Consider the following 14,340-nt stretch of genomic DNA (forward strand, 5'->3'; position numbering starts at 1 on the left):
CGGACCGCCGCAGCGCATGCGAGACCATATCATGAACCAGAACACCGACCTGCTGACGCTGCGGTCCGTCTCGAAATCCTACGGCACGGTTCCCGTTCTGCACGACATCGACCTGTCCATCCGGGATGGCGAGTTCCTGACCGTTCTTGGACCGTCCGGTTCAGGCAAGACCACCGTCTTGCGGCTGATCGGCGGGCTGGAGCCGCTGACCGCGGGCGAGATCCACCTCGACGGCCAGGACATCAGCCGCATGCCGATCAACAAGCGGCCGTTCAACACCGTGTTCCAGGACTATGCGCTGTTCCCGCATATGACCGTTTCCGGCAATGTCGGCTATGGGCTCTCGGTGCGCCATGTCAAGCGCAAGGAAATCGCGCGCCGCGTGGCGGAGGCCCTCGAGCTGGTGCAGCTCGGGCGCTTCGCCGACCGTTTTCCGGCGCAGCTTTCCGGCGGTCAGCGCCAGCGTGTCGCGCTCGCCCGCGCGCTGATCTGCCAGCCGCGCCTGATCCTGCTCGACGAACCGCTCGCCGCGCTCGATCTGGAGCTGCGCCGGCAGATGCAGGAATTCCTGAAATCCATCCAGCGCGAGATCAAGACCACTTTCCTGTTCGTCACCCACGACCAGGAGGAAGCCATCGGCATGGCCGACCGGATCTGCGTCATGCAGGCCGGCCATATCCGCCAGCTCGGCACGCCGCACGAGCTTTACTATAAGCCGAATTGCGAGTTCGTGGCGCGCTTCTTCGGCGAGAACAATCTGGTGGCCGGAAAGCTCGGTCCTGTCCAGGGTGATCAACGGACGATCGAGACGGCACTTGGGCGGCTTGTCTGTTCGATCAGCAACCAACCGCATCTGAAGGCCGCAGCGGATGGCGCCGGCGCCTTCGCGGCGTTCCGTCCCGAGGCCTTGCATCTTGCGGATGCTACGGACTGCGGCAACCGCTTTTCCGGCAGCATCGCCGACCTCGCCTTTGCCGGTTCGTCGACCGTCGCCACCATCACGGCGGGGGCGGACACTGCCGCGCAACGCCTGCGGCTGCGCATGCCGAGCCGGATCGACGGCAGCGCGCTGAAATCCGGCGAAACGGTATCGCTTTGCTTTGCGCCGCATGAAGGCCATCTGGTGCTGGCATGAGCGCGGCCGGCTCGATATCTTCCGCCGAACGGCGCTTCTCGCTGCTGGTGACGGTGCTGGCTTTCGCCTTGCCGGTGATCTTCGTGCTGGTGCCGCTGGCGATCTTCCTGGTCTACAGTTTCTTCAGCGTCGACCAGGGCACGATCGTCTACACGCCGACGCTCGGCAACTATCTCAGGTTCTTCACCGATCCGATCTTCCTGCCGGTGTTCTGGAACACCATCGTGCTGTGTGTGTCGGTCGCCGTCATCTGCATCCTGCTTGCCTACCCCGCCGCCTATTTCCTGACGACGCTGCGAGGGCGGTGGCGTTACGCCCTGCTGATGCTGCTTCTGGTGCCGCTGTTGATGAGCTACGTCATCAAGATCTATGCGATCCGCAGCATCCTTGGCCTCAACGGCTTCCTCAACAAGGCACTGGTGGCAATCGGCATCCTGCACGAGCCGTCGACGCTCTTCGTGTTCAACATGAACGCCATCCTGTTGACGCTGAGCCTGCTTTTGATCCCCTTCGCCATCCTGCCGATCTTCCTGTCGCTGGAGCGGATACCGCAGACCTTGCTGCGTGCCTCCGACGATCTTGGCGCCAGCGGCCTGCAGACGTTCCTGCGCATCACCTTGCCGCTCAGCCTGCCCGGCGTCGCCTCGGCGGCGAGCTTCGTCTTCGTGCTGGCGATCGGCGATTTCCTGACGCCGCAAATGGTCGGCGGGATCAGCGGCTTCACCTTCGGCCGCATCCTCTACAGTCAGTTCGGCACGGCCTATAACTGGCCGTTCGGCGCGGCACTCTCGGTGGCGCTGGCGATCGTGGTGATTTGCGCCATCCTGGTCGGCGAACGGTCCGGTCGCAACCGGGGAACGTCGCTATGAACGCGCTGCCCCGCCCCTCCACAATCTTCCTGGCAGCGATCACGACGCTCGTCGCGGTGCTGCTCTACAGCCCGCTGTTCGTGCCGATCGTGTCGTCGTTCTTCACCATTTCGCACGGCAATGTCGACTGGTCGTCACCCACCCTTGCGACCTATGTCGCGCTGGCCGAAAACCATGACATTCTGGCCGCCTTGCGCACCACTCTGATCGTCGGCATCTGCACCGTCATCCTGTCGGTGGTCAGCGGAACGCTGCTGGCGCTCTATTATCACGGCCGCCGCTCCGGGCGCTCGATCCTGCAGTTCATCATCTTCCTGCCGTTCCTGATGCCGCCGATCATCAGCGGCCTGGCGCTGCTGATCTTCTTCCGCGAGATCGGCCTCGAACGCTCACTGCTGACGGTCGTCATCGGCCATACGGTCTTCGTGCTGGCGATCGTCTACCGCACCGTGCTGATGCGGCTGCAGTCTATGAGCCGCACGCTGGTCGAGGCGTCCTACGATCTCGGCGCCACCGGCTGGCAGACCTTCTGGCGCATCATCCTGCCGAACCTGTCGAGCGCGATGGTCGGCGGCGCCATCCTGGCCTTCGCCCTGTCGTTCGACGAGACGATGATCACCATCCTGGTCACCGGCACGCAAAGCACGCTGCCCGTCCGGCTGTGGGCCATGATGCGGCTTGGCTTCTCGCCCGACATCAATGCGCTGGTGGCGCTGATCCTGATGTTCACCGTGCTGCTGTGCGTGCTCGCCGCCCGTTTCCTGATCCCCAGGCAGATGGCAACGGAGCGAAGCTGAGTGCCGGCTACAGGCCGACGCTTATCATCGGGCAGTTGGATCGAGGTCGAAGACACGTCCCGGATTGAGGATGTTCTTCGGGTCGAGCGCCGTCTTCAGCCGCCGCATCGTGGCGATTTCGGCGTCGTTGCGCACCAGATGCAGCCACTGCTTCTTGTCGAGGCCGATGCCATGCTCGGCCGAAACGCCGCCTCCCGCCGCCGCCACGCCGCGATAGACGATGCCGTAGGCGGCCGCCGGATCCGCCGTCAGAACCTGATAGTGCAGATTGCCGTCGCCGAGATGACCGAAGACATAGATGTCGGCGCCGGGGTCGACGGCATGGATGGCGGCGTCGGCTTCCTGCAGGAACGCGCCCATGCGCGCCAGCGGGATGCTGATGTCGACGCCGATCAGGCCTTTGATCGAAAACAGCACGCGATTGGCGTCCTCCCGCACGTCCCAGAGCGCCCGGAATTCACGCGGCGACTGCGAGACGACGACATCGTCGACCACGCCGTCCTCGACAGCCTGCATCAGAACCTCGGCGAAGCGCTCCCCGTCACGCTCGGGCTCGCTGCCCTGGATTTCGGCCAGCACATAGACAGGTGAGCCCGCCGGCAACGGCGCCGGCATCGCCATGCTGGCAGCCATGACGTCATAGAGCGGTGCGAAATTCACCTCATAGGCGGACAACAACGGCCCGAGCTTTTGTCTGAGCAGCCCGAGCAAGGCGATCGCCGCATCGAGCGAAGCGAGCGCGCAGAAGGCGTTCACCTCGGAGGCCGGTTTCGGATGCAGCCGGAGCGCGGCGCGGGTGACGACGCCGAGCGTCCCTTCCGCACCGATGAAGAGCTGGCCGAGGTCGTAGCCAGAATTGTCCTTGCGCAGGCCCTTGAGCGAGGACAGCACGCTGCCATCGGCCAGCACGGCCTCCAGTCCCAGCACCTGCGCGCGGTACATGCCATACCGCAGCACGCGGATGCCGCCGGCATTGGTGGCGATGTTGCCGCCAACCGTCGCCGAACCGCGCGCGCCGATATCGACGCCGAACATCAGCCCGGCGCCGTCGGCCGCCTCCTGCACCGCCTGCAGCGTCGCGCCGGCTTCGGCGACGATGGTGGCGGCTTGAGTGTCCGGCACTGCGAGGCCGCTCATGCGCTCGAGCGACAGCACGATCTCGCCCGGCTGGACACGGGTGCCGCCGGCCAACCCCGTGCGTCCGCCCTGGATGACAACCGGCTGGCCGACAGCGTTGCAGCCAGCGAGCGCTGCCGCGACACCAATAGTATCGCGCGGACGCAGCACCACTTCGGGCAGCACGCCAAGCTTGCCGTCGGGGTCGTCGCGATAGCGCTGGTCGACATCGGCGCCGGCAAGCACGCCGCCCGCGCCCAGCCGATCGCCAAGGGCGGAGAGAAGCCGTTGCGTTTCGGGCGACATCGGCTCAGGCGCCTGCGTGGCGAAGCGCGTCGTCTGCGTCCAACGACCGGATGGGCCGATGAGTATTTCCGTCCGACACGCTCGCCATCCTTCAAGTGCAGCCAGCCGATCCTATTCGGGATCGCCTGTCGTGCAAGCGATATCGCCTGCCCTGGGTGACACCGGCATCAATCACGGCAGGACGCGGTTGATGCCGGCGGCCGTTGTGTCTGCTTACTGAAGCTTGGCCTGCAGCGCGTTGACGTCGTCGGTGGTCATTTCGCCGTCCGTGGTCACCTTGCCGTCGATGATCTTCCACAGCCGGAACGGGCCGGTGATGTCGCCGAATTTGTCGAAGGCGACCGGACCGATGACGCCTTCGTAGCGGATCGGCTTGCCGTCCTTGATCAGGCCGAGCGCCTTGGCGAACTCCTCCTTGCCGGCAAAGATCGGCGTGCCGGCCGGGTCGACGGCCTTGTACATGGCATCCTTGATCTTGGCCGGATCCTCCGAGCCGGCAATGGCGATGGCCAGGCCGACAATGGCGCCGGCATCATAGGAACGGTCGGCCGCCGGATTGGACGGTTCGATGCCGGAGAACGCCTTGTAGTTCTTGGTGAAATACTCGGTCGATGCGGTCGGGCTGGTTCCCGACGACGTGCCATAGGCGTCCTTCAGATAGTCGGCGCCGACGGACTCGATGAAGTCAGGGCTGTTCATGCCGTCATTGAGCAGGAATTTCTGCACGCCGCCTTGCGAAATCCAGGTGCGGGCGACGGTTGCGCCGTCAACCGGCGTGCTGACCAGATAGAGGCCGTCCGGCTCGCCGGCCATTGCAGCCGTGACTTCCGAGGCATAGCTCGACTGCTTCTCGTTGTAGGGCGTGTCGGAGACGATGGTGCCGCCGAGCGCTTTGTAGGCGCGCGAGAATTCGGCCACCATGTTGACGCCGAAATCGTTGTTGACGTGGATGATCGACAGTTTCTTGAAGCCCTTGTCGATGGCGTATTTGGCGGCGGCCACACCTTGCAGCGCATCGGACGTGATGGTGCGGAAGAAGATGCCGTTGGTCTTGCCGTCGCGGCCGAGCGCGGTCAGCGTCGGCGAGGAGGACGCCGGCGACACCTGGACGATCTTGGCAGGTGCCGTGACCGAGGTCAGGATCGGGATCGACACCGACGAGATGATGCCGCCGATGATCACCGGCACCTTCTTGACCTGAACCAGCTGGGTCGCTGCGTCGACGGCGATATTGCCCTGGCTCTGGCTGTCGCGCGTGTCGGTCACCAGGTCGCAGCCGCGCACGCCGCCGGCGTCGTTGATATCGCGAAAAGCCATTTCGACCGACTTGGCGCCGGCCTGGCCGTATTCGCCGGCCGGACCGGTCAGTTCCATGACCAGGCCGACGGTGATCTTGCAGTCGGCGGCCTGCGCGGCGCCCGCCATGGTGACGAGAGCAAGCGCGGTGGTGAGTTGGAGTATTGTCTTTCTCATTGTTGTTCCCCTTTCGTTACTCGACACTAATTTGATCTCTGGAGCCTGTTCAGCGTTCCGGCACCTGCAGCCAGGTTTCATGCAGGTGTCGCCATTCGACGCCGTTGGGCGCCGATGAACTGGTGGTGAAGACGGCGCTCGACTGGCGGCGGCTGTGCTTGCCGCCGCGCAACTGCGCCTCCGCGTAAAGGACGACGATGGAGTCCTCGGTTTGCCAACCGGGCCTGATATCCTCGATCGAAATGGCAAAGCCTTCGTCGCAGGTGGCGCGGCTTGAGCGGACATGATCAATCACGGCGTCACGGTCCAGGATCTGGCCGCTCGGTGCGATCATGGTCAAGCCTTCGCCCATGGCGCGCTCGAAGCGCGAGAAATCCACCGTGTCGGCACGCGCGGCGACGAACCAGTCTACGAAGAAGCGATGCAGGCCGACGACCTCGGCGCTGGCCTGCGAAAACAGTGTGGGGTTGCTGGCGCTCATGTGCGGCCTGCGTTCAAATTGTAGTGCATGATCGAGCCGTGGCGGCCATGCCGGTCGCGCTCCAGCGTATAGACGTCGCCCAGGGGACCTTGGCTTTGCGCGATCACGGCTGCGATCTTCGCGTGGTCGTCGGCATCGAGTGCGACGTCCATGATCTTTGCATTGGCCAATGCGTGAGCCTGGTTACGGGCGCCGACGATGACAGCCGCCACTTGGCGCTGTTCCAGCACCCAGGCGCTGGCGATGGTGGCGATGTCGACGCCGTGGCGGTCGCCAATGGCCTTCAGTGCCTGCAGCAGTTGCTGGAACAGGTCCCAGCCGCCGAAATCGTCGATGATCAGCTTGTATTTGACCAGCGAGCGGTTTTCGAGCGGCGTCGCGGGTTCGGCGACCCCAAGCCATCTGTCGCTGAGGAAGCCGCCGGCCACCGAACCATAGCAGAGGAAGGAGACGCCGTTTGTCTTCGCAAGCGCTGCGAGCTTGTGTGCTGGCCGCTGATCGAGCACCGAATACTGCAGTTGCTGGCTGACCAGCGGAATGCCGGCGGCGAGGATTTCGGCGAGCCGCGGCGTGTCGAAATTGGTGGTGCCGAGATTGCGCACCTTGCCCTCGCGCCGAAGCTCGTCGAGCCAGCCCATCGCCTCGACATAGCGAGGCTGGTCATAGTCCCACCAATGGAACTGCACGAGATCGAGCCGCTCCGTCTTCAGCCTGCGCAGCGACTGATCGACGATGCCCCTGATGTAATCCCGGCTGATCGTGGCCAGCCTTTCGAGGTCGGGCACCAGTTTGGTGTGCACCTTCATTCTTGCGGCAATGTCGAGGCCGCGCGCGCTGGCCAGGCGCAGGCGCGCGGCGCCGATCAGTTCCTCGACGCCGGTGTAGATGTCGGCGCAATCATAGGTCCAGATGCCGGCATCGAAAGTGGCGATCAGGTCGGTCACCGCTTGGTTGCGGTCGATGGCGCCATGGCCGCCGGCAAGCTGCCAGCCGCCGCGAATGACGCGCGAGATGGTGTAGCCGGGGCCGAGTTCGAAAGTCTTGGCGGTCATCCCTTGTCATTCTCCTTCGGCAGCGGCACGGCCGTGGTCTCGGCATGGCTGAACCGCCGTTTGCCGGTCCTGACGATCCTGAGCCGGCTGGCGCAGTTGGGGTCGGGACAAGCGATCTCGGCATCCGAGGTCATCCAGTCATTGGCGTCGGTGGGGCGCTGCTTTGCCGCCAGCAGCGGCAGCACAGCGGCGAGCGAGTAGATCGAGAAGCCCTGCCCTGCTGGCATCGACAGCATCTCGCCCTTCAGCTCGAAATAGTCGCCGGCCCTGGCGCCGCAATAGATCGGCCTGCCCTCGGGGACGACCGCCTCGACGCGAAGGTCGAAGAGTTCGAAACTGTCGTCGGCCATGTCAGGCCTCCACCAGGCTGAAGGTGACATCGCAGGCGCCGTTGCGGCGGATGACGCCACAGGCGGCGGCGAACTGCTCACGCTCCTGCGGCAGCACCTGCGCCACCACGCTGCCGGCCAGCCAACCGATCGGGAACAAAAGCCGCGCGCCTTGCCCGTAGTACAGGCCGATGTCGAAAATGGCATTAGGGTTGCCGCCCCACATGCGCGGCGACACATAGGACAGCACGATGTCGCCCGGCTGCGGCGTCAGCGTCGCGTTCTCCGCCGGCAACGGTTTGGCGAAGGACCGGCCTTCGAGATCCACCGATGGAACCGGGCAGGAAATTTCTGGCCCGGTCCACATGGCATGGATGCCGGGGACCACGCGTGGCGTGGCGAGGTAGGTCTGGAGAAAGGCAGCGTTTTCCGGAGCCTTTTCGGGCAGCAGCAGCGCCGTCACGGAAAGCTTCGAGCGCGGCTCGGTGATCCTGATGGCGGGCGTTGTCATGTCGGGTCTTTCGTGGACTGGAGCTTGTCGCGCAGGAAGGCAAAGGGTCGGCTGATATCGGCCACCAGCGCCTCGCGCGCCGCTTGCGCATCCTGCTTGGCGAGAGCCGCGACGATGCTGCGGTGATAGTGCGCGGTGTCCACCTCGCCGGCGTCGGAAAAGGCGTAGATGGCGACGCGGATGCAGGGGCCCGATTGCAGCCACAGGCTTTCGATCATAGGGATCAGCACGGCCGAACCGCAGCAGCGGTAGATCTCGAAATGGAAGCTCTGGTTGAGCGTCGCTTCCCGGTCGATATCCTTCTTGTGCTTGAGGGCCCGCATCTCGTCCCACTCGCCGAGCATGGCTTCAATCGAAGCGATCTGGCGCGGGTTCATGCGCGTGGCGGCAAGCGCGATCGCTTCGCCTTCGATGAGTGAGCGGGCGCGCAGAAGGTCATCGATACGCTCCAGCGTGATCGGCGGCACGCGCACCGAGCGGTTGGGCAGCGCCTCCAGCGCCTTTTCCGTGATCAGCCGGCCGAGCGCTTCGCGCACCGGCATGGTCGAGGTGACCAGCGCATCGGCAAGGCCACGGATGGTCAGCACCTGGTTCGGTTCGAAAAGGCCGCCGATCAAGGCGCGGCGCAACTCGGAATAGACGCGATCCTGCACGGTTTCGCGGCCGACCGGCGTCAGCTGGGCTGCGATCGTTTCGTTGTTTCGCTCGATGGCAGCCTTCTGCATTCCCGGCTTTTGCCCCGTTTTCGGCTTGCGGATGAAATTAAAGCCGAATAGCGTGATCAAAGCAAGTGTGATCACAAATCAAAAATCAGGAGGCGACAACGATCGTCTTCGGCCAGAGGGTTTGATGAGCGAGGCGACCGAAAGGCAGGGGAAGGAGACCCGTGCGCCGGTTCTGACGGCGAGGAATGTCGTCAGGCGGTTCGGCGGCCTTGTTGCTGTCAACGATGTGTCGTTTGACGTCAAAGCAGGCGAAATCCTCGGCCTGATCGGGCCGAACGGCGCCGGCAAGACGACGATGTTCGACCTGCTTGCCGGCAGCCTGTTGCCGACCAGCGGCGATATCCTGCTCAACGGCGTGCGCGTCTCGGGCGAAGCCGCGCATCTGCGCATCGGCCGTGGCCTCGGCCGCACCTTCCAGATCCCGCGCCCGCTGCCCAATCTGACGCTGATCGAAAACATCATGCTGGCGGCACAGGGCCAGGCCGGCGAAAGGCTGCTGGCCAACTTCGTCACACCGTGGCGGGTGGCGGCTCAGGAAGAAGCGGCCAGGGCAAAGGCGCTCGACCTGCTGGAACTGGTCACCCTCACGCATCTCGCACATCAGCCCGCGCGCGTGCTTTCCGGCGGCCAGCGCAAGCTGCTCGAACTCGCCCGCGTCATGATGGCCGACCCGGCGATCATCCTGCTCGACGAACCGGCGGCGGGCGTCAACGCAACATTGCTCGAAGTCATCATCGACCGCATCCGCGACATCAATGCGCGCGGCATTACCTTCCTGCTGATCGAGCACAACATCGACATGGTGACGCGGCTCTGCCACCGCGTGCTGGTCATGGCGAGCGGCCAATTGCTCAGCGAAGGCACGGCGGAAGAAGTCGCCCGCGACCCGCGCGTCATCGACGCCTATCTCGGGGGCACGGCATGAGCGAAACCGTCCTCGATGTCCGTGATCTCGAAGCCGGCTACGAGCCGGGTGTGCCAATCGTGCGCGGCGCTTCGATCACCGTCGGCAAGGGCGAGATCGTCGTCGTGCTCGGCCCCAACGGGGCCGGCAAATCGAGTTTCATCAAGGCGATCGCCGGTCTCGTCCCGATCACCGGCGGCACGGTGTTTTTGGACGGTAAGGACATTACCGCGGCACCCGCCCACACCATGGTACGGCTTGGCCTGGCCTTCGTGCCGCAGACCGAAAACATCTTTCCGCTGATGTCGGTCGAAGACAATCTGAAAGTCGCCTGCGGGATCCTCGAGCGGCGTGAAATCCCTGCGCGTATCGACGAGATGTATGCGGCCTTCCCAGATCTCGTGCGCCAGCGCCGCACCGCCGCCGGCAATCTGTCGGGCGGACAGCGGCAGATGCTCGCGGTCGCCCGTGCCCTGATCGTCCATCCCAAGGTGCTGGTGCTCGATGAGCCGTCGGCCGGCCTGTCGCCGAAATTCGTGTCGATGGTGTTCGAGATGCTGGCCGGCATCCGCAAGTCCGGCGTCACCATCCTCTTGGTCGAACAGAACGCCAAGGCGGCACTGGCCATCGGCGACCGTGCCTATGTGCTGGTCGAGGGCAAGGACCGGCACGAAGGCGTCGCTTCCGAACTGTGGAACGACCCGGTCGTCGCCGAGCTGTATCTTGGCCAACGCCCTTCTCGCGCCGGCAAGGGAGGCGCGGCATGAGCCTGCAATTTGTCGTCGACGGGTTGCTGACGGGGTCGATGATCGGCCTTGGCGCGATTGGCGTGACGCTGACCTATTCGATCCTGCGCTTCTCGAATTTTGCCCATGGCGACTTCATGGCCTGGGGCACCTATGCGACTTTGGCCGTGGTCAGCGCCATCGGCGCCACCTTCGGCAAGGTAGCACCCATCGCGCCGCTATCCTTCGGCTGGCCGCTCCTGGTTGCGCTGGTCGTCGGCATGGCCTTCACCGCCCTGCTGGCGCTGCTGCTCGACAGAGTGCTGTTTTCGCGGCTGCGTTCGCAAGGCCAGGCGATCATTGTGGTGATGGCGAGCTTCGGTGCGTCCATGGCGCTGCGCAGCCTGCTCGAATTCACCTTCACTTCGCGTCCGACCTATTTCAGCCGGGCGATCCAGATCGCCATGCCGGTCGGTTTCGGCATCCGCATCACGCCCGACCAGATCGCGCTTCTGCTGCTGACCGCGGTGCTTGTGCTCGGCGTGCATCTGTTGATGACGCGCACGCAGACCGGCCGCGCCATGCAGGCGCTGAGCCAGAACGCGGCACTGGCCCGTATCGTCGGCATCGACGTCGCCAGCGTCGTGCGCGTCACCTGGGTCATCGGCGGCGCGCTTGCCTGCGTCGCCGGCGTGATGATCGGCATCCTGGTGCAGATCCGCCCGTTCATGGGCTTCGACATGCTGTTGCCGATGTTCGCCGCAGCCATCCTGGGCGGCATCGGCAGCATTCCGGGCGCAGTGCTCGGCGGCCTGATCATCGGGCTGGCCGAAGCCGGCGCGGTGCAGCTGATCGGCGCCGAATGGCGCGCCGCCGTCTCCTTCATCATCCTGATGGCGGTGCTGTTCGTGCGGCCGATCGGCCTTTTCGGAGTTCGGGAAAGATGATCGATCTCATCGGCTACGGCGCCTTTTTCCTGACCACCGGGCTGATCTTCTCGCTGGTCACGCTAGGGCTCAATCTGCAGTGGGGGCTGACCGGCCTGTTCAATGTCGGCCTCGCCGGCTTCGTCGCCATCGGCGCCTATACCTCCGCGCTGCTGACCACGCCTGACGATGCCGCGCGGCTCGGTGGCTTCGGCCTGCCGATCCTTGTCGGCTGGCTCGGCGCCATGATCGTCGGCGGCATTGCCGCAGCTCTGACTGGCATGGCGACGCTGCGGCTCAGGTCCGACTATCTGGCAATCACCACATTCGGCGTTGCCGTGGTCGTGCAACTCGTCGCACTCAACGCACAGAAGCTGACCGGCGGGCCGTTCGGCATCGGCTTCATCCCACGCCCCTTCGGCAGCCTTGCCGAGACGCCGCTGCTGTTCAACCTGTCGAACCTCGCCGTCGTCTGCGCGGTGACGCTAGTTGTCTTTTTCGCTTTGGAGCATCTGTCGCGCAGCCCCTGGGGACGCGTGCTGAAGGCCTTGCGCGAGGATGAGCGGGCGGCGATCTCGCTCGGCAAAAGCGCGCGCTTCTACCGCGTCCAGGCCTTTGCCGTCGGCGGCGCCATCATGGCACTGGCCGGGGCACTGCAGGCGCATTTCACCGGCTTCATCGCGCCGGACAATTATCTGCCGATCCTGACCTTTCAGGTCTGGGTGATGCTGATCGTCGGTGGCTCGGGCAGCAATCTTGGCGCGGTCATCGGCAGCATCCTGGTCTGGGGAATCTGGGCCGGATCGGGGACCCTGACCAGCGTGCTTTTCGCGCCCGAGCAGCAGGCGCGCGCGGCCTCGCTGCAGATCGTCGCCATCGGCGTCATGCTCTGCGTCATCCTGCTGATCCGGCCGAACGGGCTGTTCGGCGACAGGCTACAGCGGCTACGCGGCAAGCGGGCGAAACTGGCTGCCGGCGAAAGCGGCTCCGATTCATGAATGCCCTCGGTCGAGACGGGACGCATGGCGCGTCGCTCTGGCACGCCGTCAGCCGCAACCGCCGGGAACGGCCGGCGCTGCAAGGCGGGCTGGATGTCGATCTGGCCATCGTCGGCGCTGGATTTTCCGGCCTGTCGACCGCGCTGCATGCCGCAGAAAAAGGCCTCTCGGTCGCCGTGCTCGAAGCCGAACTCATCGCCTGGGGCGCGACCGGCAGGAATGCCGGTTTCGTCGTGCCGAACTTCGCCAAGATGGATCCCGACAACATCCTTGCGCATCTCGGTTCCGAGCGCGGCGAACGCCTGGTCGACTTTGCCGCCGGCAGCGCCGACCTGGTCTTCGGCCTGATCAAACGGCACGGCATAGACTGCGACGCCGTGCAGAACGGATGGATCCAGCCGGCGCATTCGCCGGCAGCGTTCGAGAAGGTCAAATCGCGTGCCGGGCAATGGGCGCGGCGCGGCCGGCCTGCCGTTATTCTGGATCGGCAACAGGTCGAGGCGCTGACAGGGGCGCGCGGCTATGTCGGTGGCTGGATGGACCGTTCGGGTGGCGTGCTCAATCCGGTCGCCTATGCGAACGGACTGGCYGATGCGGCGGAGAAGGCCGGCGCGCGCCTCTTTGAGCAAACGCGCGTCACCTCGGTCGATCGCGTGGCCGATGGCTGGTCGCTGAAAACGCCGTCGGGCTCGGTGCGTGCCGGCAAGGTGCTGATCGCCACCAACGCCTATGGCGGGTCGCTCAATCCGCTGCTGCAACGAAGCTATTTTCCGCTGAAGATCTTCCAGATCGCGACCGAGCCTTTGCCGCGTGAAGTGCGGGCGCGTCTGCTTCCCGGCGGGCAAGGCGTCGGCGACACCAGGCGCAATCTCTTCACCTTCCGCTTCGATGCCGACAACCGGCTGATCAGCGGCGGCATGCACATTCTGGGCGCCGGCGCCGACACGCGCGTGCCGCAGACGATCTGGCGGCGGCTGGCCAGGCATCTCGATTTGCCTGACCTGCCGCCGCTTGCCCGTGGCTGGTCGGGGATGGCCGCGGTCGAGCCGGATTTCCTGCCGCACCTGCTGGACCTCGGGCCGGGGCTGATCGCCGGCCGCGCCTGCAACGGGCGCGGCATCGCCATGACGACGGTGATGGGCAAGGTGTTGGCCGACTGGGCTGCGGGAATCGAGGCTCGTGATTTGCCGCTGCCGTTCGCACCGCCGGCGCCGATCCCCTTCCATGCGGTGCTGCGGCACGCGCCCAACATGCTGCTCGGCTGGAGCATGCTGCGCGACCGGCTGGACGAGACCGGATAAAACGATCCCTTCTGGTCGCGCGGATCAGGCCGTCATGCGCAGATTTTCGGAAAGAACCGCGGCTGCCACGGCGATGTCCTGTTCAAGAGAGACCCGCACAGCCGGGCCATTGCGCTGCTCCAACGCGGCAACAATCCGACGATGCGCATCGTTCGACAGCGGAATGTAGCGATCGGCCTGCATCAGAAGCTTGAGATAAGGCCCGACGCGGCCCCAGAGGTCGCGGATCATGTTCAACAGGATCGGCGCGCCGGCATGCTGGTAGATGGCGAAGTGAAACGCCTCGTTCAGCGAGAGATAGGTCCTGGCATCGCCGGCTTCGATGGCGCGCTGCATGCCGGCGAGCGTCGTCTGGATCTCGACCAATCCGCTTTCGCTCATCCGCAACGCGGCCATCTCGCCCGCCAGTCCTTCGACGGCGATGCGGATCTGAGTCAGTTCCTCGAAGGCAGGGACGGATAGCAGCGGCACGATTATCGAGCGGTTGTTCTGCATCTCGAGCAGCCGCTCGGCGACCAGCCTTTGCAGCGCCTCGCGGATCGGCGTCGTCGAGATGCCGAAGGTCTCGGCAAGCTTGCGGATGACCAGCGTCTGGCCCGGGCTGAAACCGCCTGAAATCAACTCCTGCTTGAGCGCGCCATAGGCGCGGTCGTTGAGGGTTTGATGTTCGAGCTTCAGCATGCGCGGTCCCG

General features: G+C 64.9%; 16 protein-coding genes. 8 read left to right on the forward strand and 8 right to left on the reverse strand.

Annotated elements, in window-relative coordinates:
* Positions 1 to 31 precede the first annotated feature (31 nt).
* From AC1DPX_RS15980 to AC1DPX_RS15990, 3 genes are read left to right on the forward strand one after another with little or no spacing between them, the layout of a single operon-like run.
* Entirely contained in the window at positions 32 to 1,135 is a 1,104-nt protein-coding gene (locus AC1DPX_RS15980) for an ABC transporter ATP-binding protein (protein ID WP_477237965.1), read from the forward strand.
* Positions 1,132 to 2,004 carry an ABC transporter permease gene (locus tag AC1DPX_RS15985; protein ID WP_477237967.1) on the forward strand — a complete coding sequence of 291 codons (873 nt, stop codon included), beginning with the start codon at positions 1,132 to 1,134 and terminating at the stop codon, positions 2,002 to 2,004. The genes AC1DPX_RS15980 and AC1DPX_RS15985 overlap by 4 nt, the downstream gene beginning before the upstream one ends.
* Positions 2,001 to 2,801: an ABC transporter permease gene (locus AC1DPX_RS15990; protein WP_477237969.1), complete on the forward strand. Its 801-nt coding sequence runs from the start codon at positions 2,001 to 2,003 to the stop codon at positions 2,799 to 2,801. Before AC1DPX_RS15985 ends, AC1DPX_RS15990 begins: the two co-directional genes overlap by 4 nt.
* 24 nt (positions 2,802 to 2,825) lie before the next feature.
* Here AC1DPX_RS15990 and AC1DPX_RS15995 read toward each other — a convergent pair whose 3' ends face one another.
* The 7 genes from AC1DPX_RS15995 to AC1DPX_RS16025 form a co-directional block, all read right to left on the reverse strand.
* Positions 2,826 to 4,223: an FAD-binding oxidoreductase gene (locus AC1DPX_RS15995; RefSeq protein ID WP_477237971.1), complete on the reverse strand. Its 1,398-nt coding sequence runs from the start codon at positions 4,221 to 4,223 to the stop codon at positions 2,826 to 2,828.
* Between the two features lie 213 nt (positions 4,224 to 4,436).
* The gene (locus AC1DPX_RS16000; RefSeq protein WP_202355532.1) at positions 4,437 to 5,696 is read right to left on the reverse strand and encodes an ABC transporter substrate-binding protein; all 1,260 of its coding nucleotides are present in this window, start codon (positions 5,694 to 5,696) and stop codon (positions 4,437 to 4,439) included.
* Positions 5,697 to 5,745: 49 nt separating this feature from the next.
* A complete protein-coding gene (locus tag AC1DPX_RS16005; protein ID WP_477237973.1) occupies positions 5,746 to 6,177 on the reverse strand; it encodes a hypothetical protein in 432 nt (143 codons plus the stop codon).
* Complete coding sequence (locus AC1DPX_RS16010; protein ID WP_202355534.1) at positions 6,174 to 7,229, reverse strand: aldo/keto reductase; 1,056 nt, start codon at positions 7,227 to 7,229, stop codon at positions 6,174 to 6,176. Before AC1DPX_RS16010 ends, AC1DPX_RS16005 begins: the two co-directional genes overlap by 4 nt.
* Positions 7,226 to 7,579: a TIGR04076 family protein gene (locus AC1DPX_RS16015; protein WP_477237975.1), complete on the reverse strand. Its 354-nt coding sequence runs from the start codon at positions 7,577 to 7,579 to the stop codon at positions 7,226 to 7,228. The genes AC1DPX_RS16010 and AC1DPX_RS16015 overlap by 4 nt, the downstream gene beginning before the upstream one ends.
* A 1-nt stretch (position 7,580) precedes the next feature.
* Entirely contained in the window at positions 7,581 to 8,069 is a 489-nt protein-coding gene (locus tag AC1DPX_RS16020; protein WP_477237977.1) for a DUF3830 family protein, read from the reverse strand.
* The gene (locus AC1DPX_RS16025; protein WP_477237979.1) at positions 8,066 to 8,794 is read right to left on the reverse strand and encodes a GntR family transcriptional regulator; all 729 of its coding nucleotides are present in this window, start codon (positions 8,792 to 8,794) and stop codon (positions 8,066 to 8,068) included. Before AC1DPX_RS16025 ends, AC1DPX_RS16020 begins: the two co-directional genes overlap by 4 nt.
* Before the next feature lie 124 nt (positions 8,795 to 8,918).
* Between AC1DPX_RS16025 and AC1DPX_RS16030 the strand changes: the two genes are divergently transcribed.
* Genes AC1DPX_RS16030 through AC1DPX_RS16050 form a run of 5 tightly spaced genes read left to right on the forward strand, consistent with a single transcriptional unit; the run spans position 8,919 to position 13,648 of the window.
* Positions 8,919 to 9,719: an ABC transporter ATP-binding protein gene (locus tag AC1DPX_RS16030; RefSeq protein WP_477237981.1), complete on the forward strand. Its 801-nt coding sequence runs from the start codon at positions 8,919 to 8,921 to the stop codon at positions 9,717 to 9,719.
* Complete coding sequence (locus AC1DPX_RS16035; RefSeq protein ID WP_202355539.1) at positions 9,716 to 10,465, forward strand: branched-chain amino acid ABC transporter ATP-binding protein; 750 nt, start codon at positions 9,716 to 9,718, stop codon at positions 10,463 to 10,465. The genes AC1DPX_RS16030 and AC1DPX_RS16035 overlap by 4 nt, the downstream gene beginning before the upstream one ends.
* Positions 10,462 to 11,370, forward strand: a complete 909-nt coding sequence (locus tag AC1DPX_RS16040; protein ID WP_477237983.1) for a branched-chain amino acid ABC transporter permease — start codon at positions 10,462 to 10,464, stop codon at positions 11,368 to 11,370. The genes AC1DPX_RS16035 and AC1DPX_RS16040 overlap by 4 nt, the downstream gene beginning before the upstream one ends.
* Positions 11,367 to 12,347, forward strand: a complete 981-nt coding sequence (locus tag AC1DPX_RS16045) for a branched-chain amino acid ABC transporter permease (protein WP_477237984.1) — start codon at positions 11,367 to 11,369, stop codon at positions 12,345 to 12,347. The genes AC1DPX_RS16040 and AC1DPX_RS16045 overlap by 4 nt, the downstream gene beginning before the upstream one ends.
* Positions 12,344 to 13,648 (forward strand): NAD(P)/FAD-dependent oxidoreductase, encoded by a 1,305-nt coding sequence (locus AC1DPX_RS16050; protein WP_477237986.1) that lies wholly within the window; start codon positions 12,344 to 12,346, stop codon positions 13,646 to 13,648. Before AC1DPX_RS16045 ends, AC1DPX_RS16050 begins: the two co-directional genes overlap by 4 nt.
* 24 nt (positions 13,649 to 13,672) lie before the next feature.
* Here the strand turns inward: AC1DPX_RS16050 and AC1DPX_RS16055 are convergent, their stop codons facing one another.
* On the reverse strand, positions 13,673 to 14,329 hold the full coding sequence (locus AC1DPX_RS16055) for a GntR family transcriptional regulator (RefSeq protein WP_477237988.1): 657 nt from the start codon (positions 14,327 to 14,329) through the stop codon (positions 13,673 to 13,675).
* Positions 14,330 to 14,340: the final 11 nt, after the last annotated feature.

This window comes from Mesorhizobium sp. 01N446, assembly GCF_056399285.1.

Coding starts and splice junctions, on each gene's coding strand:
- AC1DPX_RS16010 (WP_202355534.1), bottom strand. CDS start 7,229: ATGACCGCCAAGACTTTCGAACTCGGCCCCGGCTACACCATCTCGCGC.
- AC1DPX_RS16055 (WP_477237988.1), bottom strand. CDS start 14,329: ATGCTGAAGCTCGAACATCAAACCCTCAACGACCGCGCCTATGGCGCG.
- AC1DPX_RS16005 (WP_477237973.1), bottom strand. CDS start 6,177: ATGAGCGCCAGCAACCCCACACTGTTTTCGCAGGCCAGCGCCGAGGTC.
- AC1DPX_RS16035 (WP_202355539.1), top strand. CDS start 9,716: ATGAGCGAAACCGTCCTCGATGTCCGTGATCTCGAAGCCGGCTACGAG.
- AC1DPX_RS16000 (WP_202355532.1), bottom strand. CDS start 5,696: ATGAGAAAGACAATACTCCAACTCACCACCGCGCTTGCTCTCGTCACC.
- AC1DPX_RS16030 (WP_477237981.1), top strand. CDS start 8,919: ATGAGCGAGGCGACCGAAAGGCAGGGGAAGGAGACCCGTGCGCCGGTT.
- AC1DPX_RS15990 (WP_477237969.1), top strand. CDS start 2,001: ATGAACGCGCTGCCCCGCCCCTCCACAATCTTCCTGGCAGCGATCACG.
- AC1DPX_RS16040 (WP_477237983.1), top strand. CDS start 10,462: ATGAGCCTGCAATTTGTCGTCGACGGGTTGCTGACGGGGTCGATGATC.
- AC1DPX_RS15995 (WP_477237971.1), bottom strand. CDS start 4,223: ATGTCGCCCGAAACGCAACGGCTTCTCTCCGCCCTTGGCGATCGGCTG.
- AC1DPX_RS16015 (WP_477237975.1), bottom strand. CDS start 7,579: ATGGCCGACGACAGTTTCGAACTCTTCGACCTTCGCGTCGAGGCGGTC.
- AC1DPX_RS15985 (WP_477237967.1), top strand. CDS start 1,132: ATGAGCGCGGCCGGCTCGATATCTTCCGCCGAACGGCGCTTCTCGCTG.
- AC1DPX_RS16025 (WP_477237979.1), bottom strand. CDS start 8,794: ATGCAGAAGGCTGCCATCGAGCGAAACAACGAAACGATCGCAGCCCAG.
- AC1DPX_RS15980 (WP_477237965.1), top strand. CDS start 32: ATGAACCAGAACACCGACCTGCTGACGCTGCGGTCCGTCTCGAAATCC.
- AC1DPX_RS16045 (WP_477237984.1), top strand. CDS start 11,367: ATGATCGATCTCATCGGCTACGGCGCCTTTTTCCTGACCACCGGGCTG.
- AC1DPX_RS16020 (WP_477237977.1), bottom strand. CDS start 8,069: ATGACAACGCCCGCCATCAGGATCACCGAGCCGCGCTCGAAGCTTTCC.